The organism is Prosthecochloris sp., from assembly GCA_015482705.2.
Classification (GTDB): Bacteria; Bacteroidota; Chlorobiia; order Chlorobiales; family Chlorobiaceae; genus Prosthecochloris.
This window is the reverse complement of record JADMLA020000002.1, coordinates 26,982-37,213: the sequence shown is the minus strand read 5'-3', so window position 1 is coordinate 37,213 and position 10,232 is coordinate 26,982. Positions and strand designations below refer to the sequence as shown.

Annotated in this window: 7 protein-coding genes and 1 tRNA gene; 4 read left to right on the top strand and 4 right to left on the bottom strand. The window is 49.8% G+C overall.

Going from position 1 to position 10,232, the window contains the following annotated elements:
- The 4 genes from serB to QZ209_RS00165 form a co-directional block, all read right to left on the bottom strand.
- A partial coding sequence (gene serB, locus QZ209_RS00180; protein ID WP_294343188.1) for a phosphoserine phosphatase SerB occupies positions 1-1,190 on the bottom strand: 1,190 nt, incomplete at its 3' end.
- 5 nt (positions 1,191-1,195) lie between these two features.
- On the bottom strand, positions 1,196-2,740 hold the full coding sequence (gene guaA, locus QZ209_RS00175; RefSeq protein WP_294343185.1) for a glutamine-hydrolyzing GMP synthase: 1,545 nt from the start codon (positions 2,738-2,740) through the stop codon (positions 1,196-1,198).
- A 22-nt stretch (positions 2,741-2,762) separates the two neighbouring features.
- A complete protein-coding gene (locus tag QZ209_RS00170) occupies positions 2,763-5,060 on the bottom strand; it encodes a PBP1A family penicillin-binding protein (RefSeq protein ID WP_294343182.1) in 2,298 nt (765 codons plus the stop codon).
- Between the two features lie 137 nt (positions 5,061-5,197).
- Entirely contained in the window at positions 5,198-6,124 is a 927-nt protein-coding gene (locus QZ209_RS00165) for an alpha/beta hydrolase (protein ID WP_294343179.1), read from the bottom strand.
- 186 nt (positions 6,125-6,310) lie between these two features.
- Between QZ209_RS00165 and QZ209_RS00160 the strand changes: the two genes are divergently transcribed.
- From QZ209_RS00160 to QZ209_RS00145, 4 genes are all read left to right on the top strand, one after another.
- Positions 6,311-6,384: transfer RNA gene (locus QZ209_RS00160), tRNA-Pro, on the top strand.
- Between the two features lie 129 nt (positions 6,385-6,513).
- Entirely contained in the window at positions 6,514-6,987 is a 474-nt protein-coding gene (locus QZ209_RS00155; protein ID WP_294343177.1) for a GyrI-like domain-containing protein, read from the top strand.
- A gap of 166 nt (positions 6,988-7,153) precedes the next feature.
- Positions 7,154-8,635: an NAD(P)/FAD-dependent oxidoreductase gene (locus QZ209_RS00150; protein WP_294343174.1), complete on the top strand. Its 1,482-nt coding sequence runs from the start codon at positions 7,154-7,156 to the stop codon at positions 8,633-8,635.
- A 260-nt stretch (positions 8,636-8,895) separates the two neighbouring features.
- Positions 8,896-10,149: a putative DNA modification/repair radical SAM protein gene (locus QZ209_RS00145; RefSeq protein WP_294343171.1), complete on the top strand. Its 1,254-nt coding sequence runs from the start codon at positions 8,896-8,898 to the stop codon at positions 10,147-10,149.
- The last annotated feature ends 83 nt before the right edge of the window (positions 10,150-10,232 follow it).

The following is a 10,232-nucleotide window of genomic DNA, read 5'->3' as shown; positions in this document are numbered from 1 at the left end:
CCCATCAGGTAGAGGATGGCGTCGAGGCCGAGGGTGGAGATTGCCTGCCGTGCGCTTTCCTTGACGATTGGTTTCGCGCGGAAGGCTATGCCGAGGCCGGCTTTGCCGAGCATGGGCAGGTCGTTGGCTCCGTCTCCGACTGCGATGGTTTGTTCGAGGCTGATGTTTTCTTTCCGGGCGATATGCTGGAGCAGTTCGGCTTTTTTCTTGCCATCGACAATTTCGCCGAGAACCTTACCGGTTAGTTTTCCATCCGATATTTCCAGCGTGTTGGCGTATACGTAGTCGATATTCAGCTTCTTTTGCAGGTAGTGCCCGAAATAGGTGAAACCGCCCGAGATGATGGCGGTCTTGAAGCCGAGGTTATGAAGGTTGAAAAAGAGGCTTTCAGCTCCTTCTGTAAGCTGCAGGCGTTTGGCCACTTTTTGCAGAACGGATTCGTCCAGTCCTTTGAGCGTATCGACTCGCCGCTGCAGGCTGACGGTGAAATCTATTTCGCCCCGCATCGCCTGTTCGGTGATTGTGGCGACTTCTTCACCGACTCCCGCTTCATGCGCCAGTTCGTCAATGACCTCGGTAGTGATGAGGGTGGAGTCCATATCGAATACTATCAATCTCCGGTTGCGGCGATAGATGTTGTCCTCCTGGAACGCTATATCGATGCCGAGATCATCGGTGATGGCGAGCATCTCTTCACGAAAACGTTTCTCGTTTTTCAGTATACCGCGTACCGAAAACTCGACACATGCCTTTGTTTTTCCTGCATGACGGTTTTGAAGTGGAAGCCGTCCCGACAATCTGGTGACTGTGTCGATATTCATGTTGTGTCGTGCAATGGACGTGCTGACCCTGGCAATTTGTTCGGCCTTTATTTCTCTTGCAAGGAGGGTTAAAAGGTAGCGCGGTTTTCCCTGCTCCTTCACCCATTTTTCGTACTCATTGTCCGAGATGGGGGTAAAGGAAATCTGCAGGCCGAGCGTATGAACCATAAAAAGGAGGTCTTTCAACACCGGTGCCGATTTGAACTCGTTGGGAACTTCAACCAGCATGCCGAGCGACAGATGATTGTGAATGACTTCCTGGCCGATATCGAGAATCCTGGTGTTGTATCGTGCAAGTATCGAAGAAAGCTCCGCCGTCAATCCTGTTTTGTCAGGGCCGGATATTTCAAGCAGTAACAGTTCTCTCACGAGTTTTACTCCCATTCTATGGTTGCAGGTGGTTTTGATGAGATGTCGTAGGCCACCCTGTTGATACCTCTTACTTCATTGATAATACGATTGGAGACACGGGATAGAAAATCGTGTGGAAGATGAGCCCAGTCTGCGGTCATGCCGTCCGAAGATTCGACAGCCCGAAGGGCAAGAACATTTTCATAGGTTCGTTTGTCTCCCATGACACCGACTGACTGAACAGGCAGCAGGACGGAAAATGCCTGCCAGACATGGCGATAGAGGTTACTGGATTTGAGTTCTTCCAGATAAATTTCATCGGCGTCCCTTAAAATGTCGAGACGGGTTTTGTTGACCGAGCCGAGAACACGGACAGCCAGGCCGGGTCCGGGGAACGGGTGACGCATGAGGATATCTTCGGCAATTCCTAACTCCCTGCCTACGGCGCGAACTTCATCCTTGAAAAGTTCGCGCAGGGGCTCGATGAGTTTGAGCTTCATGCGTTTCGGAAGGCCGCCGACGTTATGGTGGGACTTGATGGTTTCCGAAGGTCCCTTGACGCTGACACTTTCGATGACATCGGGGTAGAGGGTTCCCTGAACAAGGAATTTCTCTTCATGAATCTGCTCTTCAAAAATATGAATGAAGGTCCTGCCGATGATCTTTCGTTTTTTTTCAGGGGAGGCAACGTTTTTCAGGCGTTTGAGAAAGATATCTTCGGCATCGACCAGATTGACGTTCAGTCCCAGCGGCTTGAGCACCTGCATGACTTTCTTTGCCTCGTTTTTCCGTAAAAGACCGTTATCGACAAAGACACAATGCAGTTGTTTGCCGATGGCTTTGCTAACCAGAACGGCTGCTACGGTAGAGTCGACCCCTCCACTGATACCGCATATTACCGTTTCATTGCCGGCGGTTTTCCGGATTTCCTCTATCTGATGTTCGATAAACCCTTTGGGTGACCAATCGGGTTTCAAACCGGCGATATCTATCAGGAAATTGGTCAGCAACTGCTTACCGTACAGTGTATGCTGAACTTCAGGATGAAACTGCAGACCGTACACTTTGAGAGCTGCCTTGCTGCCGGTCGTTTCGATAGCGCACATTTCCGAGTTACCGCTGCTTGCCGTTACCGAGAAGCCCTCGGGCATCCGTACCACTTTGTCGCCATGACTCATCCAGACGTCGGAGTCCGGTATGTCCTTGAAGAGCATGCTCTTGGCAGTTCCGTTTTGCTCTTCTACCTGTATTTTCGCCCTGCCGAACTCCTGTTTTGCCGAAGCATCGACAGCTCCGCCGAAATGCGTCGCAATGACCTGGAGCCCGTAGCAGATACCAAGGATTGGAACCCCCAGGGTGAAGATTCCTTCATCGGGATGAAATGCCGATTCACCGTAAACGCTGCTGGGGCCTCCGGACAGAATTACAGCACCCGGGTTGTGTTCTCTGATTTTTTCAAGAGGTGTGTTATAAGGTATGATCTCTGAGTAAATACCGATTTCACGTATACGTCGTGCGATTAGCTGCGTGTATTGTGAACCAAAATCGAGAACCAGAACTGAATGCATAAGAGTAAGAATGTTTGATGGTTTAATCGTCGTCTTCAAACGATGAAAACTCGGATGGCTCCCTGACAGGTAGGGGTTGTGAATGGCTCGCAGTACCACGGTCAGTTTGTGCAGCGGCCTCTTCTTCAGCAGACTTCAGCAAGCCGGACTGGTATTTTTTAAAACCCCGCGGTGTAAAGTACTCTACGTAAACATCATCGGTAAAGAGCTCGGCGGGAAGGTTGCTCGTGCGGGAAACAGGGACGGCAATAACGGTTTCCGGCATGTGGAAGTACCTGTTTTCAATACCGAGCGAGCTGTCTGCCAGACACTTTTTCATGAAATTCGCCCATATCGGCAGTGCGGCCCTCGCCCCCTGACCGTAACTCATCGAGGTGAAATTGATTCTTTCATCATCGAAACCCGCCCATACGGCTGCAGTGATTTGAGGGGTGAAACCCACGAACCAGGCATCCTTCATGTTCTGGCCTGTACCGGTTTTTCCGGCAGTTTCGATGTTTACCCCGTATCGATAAGGTATGGCAGCGCCGGTTCCTCGTTTCACGACATCCTGAAGCATGGAAACCATGACATAGTTGGTCGTTGAGTCGATGGCGGTCCTCGTAATCGGCTTGTATTCGGTAACAGTATGGTTGAACTTATCTTCTATCCGGGCGATGCTGGTTGGTTCGACCCATACTCCGTTGTTTGCGAAAGTACCGAAGGCAGATGCAAGTTCCAGGGGAGTTATTTCGGATGTGCCGAGTGAAATGGACATGTTAGGCTCGAGCTTCGAGCTGATGCCCATTTTTTTTGCATAGCCGATGACTTCAGAAGGGCTCAGAAACTCGTGCATCAAGCGGACGGTCACCTGGTTGAGGGATTTGCTGAGCGCGCGGCGAAGGGTTGTGAGCCCTCCCGATGAATGATCCGAATTTTTTGCGATCCAGACATCGTCGCCGGTTTTGATGGCTAACGGCTGGTTCAGAATTCTGTGATTGGCCGGAATGCCTTTGTCGATCGCTGCTGTATACAGGAATGGTTTGAAGGTCGAGCCGGGCTGTCGTTTCGCTTGCCATACATGATCGAACTGGTACTCGTATTTGTCGGGGCTGAACTCGCTGCCACCGACCCATGCCTTGATGTTGCCGTTCGATGGGTCGAGTGCAATAAACGCAACCTGTACGCGGGTTTTATCATGCAAGAGTTTTTCCAGCCATTTCCTGTCATTCTGCAGTTCTCCGAGCGCTTGTTCCGCAGATAAGCCGTTTTTAAGCAGTTCACGGTAGCGCGGTGTTTCCCTGATTATCTGGTTTTTGAGTTTCTTTGGCCATTTCCACGATTTGTCGAAGCGTTCCTGTATCCAGGCTACATGATCCTTTACGGCTTCCTGCGCGTAATGCTGCATTCTGCTGTCGAGAGTTGTGTAGATGTTCAGGCCGTCACTGTATACGTTGATATCGTGCTGTCGTGATATGGGCTTCAGGGTCTGACGGATATACTCGGTGAAGTACGGGGCCTTGCCGTGGTTTGTCACTGGAGTATAATCGAGCACAAGCTTGCTCTTGCGTGCGGTGTTCAGTTCGCTTTCGGAAATAAAGCCGGCTTTTGTCATCAGTGCAAGAATGAGGTTACGCCGGTTAACCGAATTGTCAGGGTTTCTCGAGGGATCGTATGCCCTCGGGCTTTTTAGAATTCCCACAAGCATGGCGCTTTCGGGAAGCGTCAGCGAGCTGGCAGGTTTATTGAAATATGTCCAGGCGGCAGCCTCGACGCCATAAGCCCCGGAACCGAAATACACCGTATTGAGGTAAAGAGCGAGAATTTCATCTTTGGTGTAGGTACGCTCGAGTTCGACAGAGGTGAAGAATTCCTTGATCTTGCGGGTTATGGTTCGTTCCTGGGTAAGGTAGAGGTTTTTCGCGAGCTGCTGCGTGATTGTACTGGCGCCGTGCCACCGTTCTCTTCCTTTGAGAAGATTTTCCCCGATGACAAGCACAAACCTGCGAACATCAAAACCCCAGTGATCGTAAAATGCAAGGTCTTCGGTTGCGATCAGGGCTTGGGGTACATAGCTCGATATCGAAGAAAGAGGAACATAGGTCCGGTTTTTCAGAAAATACTTGTGCAACAGTTTTCCGTCGGACGAGTAAACCAGTGAAGCAAGTTCAGGATTGGGGTTTTCGAGTTCTTCAAGACTTGGAAGTGTTCTGAAGAGACTGAACACGTAAACGAACAGTGCAACACAGGCGATTGCAACGGCAGCGGCAACAACTTTGAGTATGAATGTTGTCGTTCGTTTTTTTTTGATTTTTTTATTGTTGGCCTTGTTTTTTTTCATGCTCTTCCTATTCACCATAGTAAATTCAATTTCTCATACCAATACTCGTTCCCTGATTCGGCAGATCAGACGGGTCTGTTCCTCCTGTACCTGCTAACTGTGTGTTGAAGACTGCCGATTAATCTCCCTTTCGGGTTTTACACTATCTGAAGGGTATCGTTATCATTGTCCGGACACGAATTGTTTTTATAAAAATCATCTGCAAATTCAAAATGTTTTTTCAGCTGTTCCGCAAAGCGTTCCGGATCTTCGAGCATAGGCAGGTGTCCCAGGTTCATGAACTGTACGAGCCGTGTCGGTGATCCGGCTTTCTGTTTGCGTGTATGGAAAAGGGTTACCGTACCATCGGGCGGTATGGTATGATCCTTCATACCGACACAGCAAAGCACCGGAGAAGGGATCTCTATGACATGTTTCGTGTAGGCTCTGAGCACTTCACGGTCAATGGAAAAGTGTCCTACGGCATTCGTTGCGTCTTTATCGGACGTGGTGAAATCCTCAACAATGATATCACCGTATTCTTTGCCTATATCGGCGGTTGCCGCCCGTTTGATGAACATGGTCCTCAGAGGTTCCACCCGGAATGCCTTGCGGAAACTCATCGAAAAATCGACCAGTCCACCGAGAAACATCAGGCCGAGTGAGGTGAGTGCATTCTCCTCGAAAATCCCGCATGCAAGAATGGTTGTGGAAGCGGTGAAATCGCGGTATCTGAGAGAAAGTTCGGTGGCGACCATTCCGCCCATCGAGTGGCCGATAATGTGAAGGTTCCTTTGCTTGTTCAGCCCGAGGTGTTCGATCAGAGCAGCAGCTTCATCGGCAAATCCTTCTATGGTAAACGACGGTTTATGGTCGTTTTCTATAACCGTGTTTCCGGTTCCGCTCTGGTCGTAGGTGATGCACCGGTAATCAGGAGTCAGTTTTTCAATGAGAGGATTCCAGTATCTCGACGAAATGGCCCATCCGTTGACAAAAAGCACTGCCGGCTTGTTTTTCAACGCCGTGTTGTCTTCTGCCGTATCGGTATAAAACATCGTACAGCGTTCACTGGAAAAGTAGCTCATCGATCTCCGGAATTGGAATGACAAAGCAATAATATAATAACTTTTGATTCTTCAGGAATGTAAGGTACTGTGAAAACTGTGCCTATGGCGCGGGTGGAATGAGGGGAAAGAAAAAACTAAAATAATTTATATTTAGTGAAGATTTTTTTATCATTGTTTCCCGACAAGTCGAGATCGGTCCTTAATCGGCGTATGGCGCAGCCTGGTAGCGCACTTCCTTGGGGTGGAAGGGGTCGTGGGTTCAAATCCCGCTACGCCGACTCCATGTTACTTCCCCCATATCAGCCTGATGTGATAACTTGCAGTTTGCTCTTTCTCGCTTCATCGAGTGACGTGTGGGCTCGGTCCATACGTTCTGCTCTCATCAACATTTCAACGGAGGTTGCGTGATGAACTTTGAATGTGCTTTTCAGTGTGAGTTGGTGGATCTCGAACCCCGCCCAGCGCTTACCATCAGATTGAAGACAAAAGCCGGTGATATTGCTGAGATGTTCGATCGGGGATTCAGTGCTATTGCGAGTTATCTCGGTGAAAAAGGCAAGAACCCACAAGGTCCGCCTTTTGCGATCTATTACAACATGGAAATGGATAATCTCGAAGTGGAGTTTGGCTTTCCTGTCGAAAGTGAGATCGAGGGCGACGCTTCCATACAATCCTCGACGCCGCCGTCGGGTAAAGCTGTGACCAGCCTGTATATCGGCCCCTACGAAGAGGCTGAACCGGTCTATGATGCGCTCATGAAATGGATCGGTGATAATGAGCTGGAAGCAAGCGGTGTGGCCTATGAAGTCTACCTGAACGACCCGGCTCTTACGCCGCCTGAACAGCTCAAAACGCAGGTATACCTCTTGCTTGTGGATTAATGTTTTCTTTGGTTCTGTTTTTTTCGATACTGCAGCGAAGACCTGGAAAATTCCTGCTATTTCTTGTTTGCAAATCGTAAACATGGGGGATTTTTCGAGAGGAGTTGTATGTTAGTGAAAAGATTAAAGGAATGGTTTTTTTGTTGAGCATGTATCGTTACAACAATTGAAGGGGAAAGGAATAAAGGTTGTCGTTATCGGTGCCGGTGTTGGCGGTTTGACTGTCGGAGCTCTGCTCTCCCAAAAAGGGTTCGATGTTCGTGTCCTTGAATCACAGACATATCCCGGCGGGTGTGCAGCGACATTTAGTTACGGCAGTTACCGCTTTGATGCAGGTGCTACGGTAGGGTGCGGTTTTCACAAAAAAGGACCGCTCGATTTACTTGGTGAAGAGCTCGGTATTACATGGCCAATAATGTCTTGTGCTGCAGCGTGGGACTTCATTCATGGCGACAGGCTGATTCACCTCTCACAGTCGAGGCAGGAGATTGTCAGGGAGTTTCCCGAGTCGCTGCCTTTCTGGGAAGCTCAGGAACGTCTCGCTTCACTTCTGTGGTCGCTTTCCAGCGAGGTTCTCCTATGGCCGCCGGGTAGATTTGCAGATGTAACCGCCCTGTTCAGGAAACTGCTTCGCAAAGCACCGGTTCTGTCACCAATGCTCCCCTTGCTGAATAAAACCGCTTTGCAGTGGCTTGCATCGTACGGACTTGACAATAACGCCGAATTTGTACGTTTTATCGACGCACAGTTGCTGATCTCCGTTCAGACTACCGCGGCATATGCTAATGCTGTCAATGCCGCCATTGCACTCGACCTTCCTGCAAAAGGGACACATCGTTTGACAGGAGGAATCGGGAGTGTGGCAGAAAAGCTCGCAGCATCACTGGAAAACAATGGAGGCAGTGTACGTTATGGTATGGCTGTCGAGGGTATAGAAAAGAAACGGCGGCATGTTGTTGCAGTGAACTCTTCGGACGGGACCAGATGGCCTGCAGATGTTATCGTCGCGAACCTCACTCCTGAATCGCTCAAGGGTTTGCTTGGAGGAAGTTCTTTTTCGATGAAACAAAAAGGAGGTACTCCCAAATGGAGCGCTTTTGTTCTCTACCTCGGTGTCGAGGAGTCTGCGTTCGATGGGAGTCAGGTCAGCCATGTCCAGATCGTCAGGGAAGATTGCGAACTGGGTGAAGGGAACAGTATTTTTGTATCCGTTTCACCGTCTGACGACAGCCTCAGGGCTCCTGAAGGGTACCGAGCTGTTACCGTTTCAACCCACAGCCGCCCCGAACCGTGGATAAAGGCGAAAGCCACCGGAAAAGAGGCATACGAAGAGTTGAAAGAGTCCTACACGAACAACATCATCTCGTTACTTTCAGAACATTTTGCCGGTATAGAGCAGAAAATTCATACGATTTTCGCGGCAACACCTCTTACCTGGGAGCGGTATACCGGGCGCAAATACGGCTATGTCGGCGGTTATCCCCAGACATCACTCTTCAACGTCAGGGGACCGGGTACATCATTCAAAAACCTTTTTCTTACAGGTGATTCGGTTTTTCCCGGACAATCACTTCCTGGGGTTGTCACCGGAGCCCGCAGGGTTGTGGAGCTTGTGGAGAGAAAGTTTGGAACTCGGAATGAGAAGTAGTTCACTTCGTTCGCAGGAGTTGGTAGTAAGGAGAGAAATACGGCTGAATAGGTGATGGTGCGTTGGATTGCCCCTGGGGCAATCCAGAGAATGACTCGACTAGGAACCTACTACAACTGAAGGTCAAGGGCGTTGGTGACCCGGTGTAATCCGGGCAACAACGCCCTTATTTTTTTTCTTCATAATTCGAGAAAATTCGTGTCGATTCGTGGACCAAAACAACATATCGACAATTCATCTCCCAGTCATATATTGAACCTATGGATACTATGGACAAGCTGAAGATTCTCGCCGGTTCGGCCCGTTACGATGCTTCATGCGCTTCGAGCGGCAGCAGCAGAAGCGGAGGGGAAGGTTCTCTCGGGAACGCTTCAAGCGGTGGTATTTGCCATTCATGGTCGGATGACGGTCGTTGTATTTCGCTTCTGAAGGTCTTGTTGTCCAATGACTGTCGATACGATTGCGCTTATTGTGTCAACCGGTCTTCGAATCCTGTCGAGCGTACATCCTTCACAGTCGAAGAACTAGTGGGACTGACCATCAGCTTTTACCGTCGAAACTACATCGAGGGACTTTTTCTCAGTTCAGCAGTTGAAGCGAGCCCTGACTACACGATGGAGAGAATGGTCGCGGTAGTGAGGCGGCTTCGTCAGGAAGAAAGATTTTTCGGTTACATTCATATGAAAATTATTCCGGGATGCAGTCGGGAGTTGGTCAAAGAGGCTGGGTTCCATGCCGACCGTCTCAGTGTCAATATCGAGCTTCCCTCCGGAGACTCGCTGAACCGGCTCGCTCCACAGAAACGCAAAGAGTCGATTCTCAAACCTATGGCTCTTCTCGGCGAAACGATCAGCGCTAACCGGCTTGAAAGAAAGAATAGCCGCAGCGTTCCGCGCTTTTCTCCAGCGGGGCAGAGTACACAGATGATTATCGGGGCAAGCCCCGAGTCGGATCACAGGATTCTTCTGCTTTCACAGGGGCTGTATAAAAAAATGAATCTGAAAAGGGTCTATTACTCCGCTTACGTTCCGGTCAACCATGATAATCGCCTGCCCGTACTTGCGAATCCTCCGCTGAAAAGAGAGCACCGCCTTTACCAGGCGGACTGGCTTCTCCGTCATTATGGGTTCAGTGCAGACGAAATCCTTTCACAAGAGCATCCTTTCCTCGATGAGCATCTCGACCCTAAAGCTGCATGGGCACTTCGGCATCCGGAGTTTTTTCCGGTTGATATCAACCGGGCCGATTACGCAGCGCTGTTGAGAGTTCCGGGAATCGGAGTGACATCGGCAAAGCGAATCGTAGCGGCACGGCGTTACGCGGTTTTCACTCCTGATGGGTTGAAGAAGATCGGAGTGGTTATGAAACGGGCCAGATACTTCATTACCTGTTCCGGAAAGCCGGTTGAACGGTTGTTCGATCGTCCGGCGCTGATCCGCCGGAAACTCCTCGCTGCTGAAACCGTCGCTTCTCAGCCACCATTGAAACAGCGTCAGATAAGTTTGTTTCAGTGACAAGTGACAGGAGATATGTTTCTGGAAAAAATAAAACCGGTTTGCTGTGAACGCTCATAAAGACCTGATTGTATGGCAGAAAG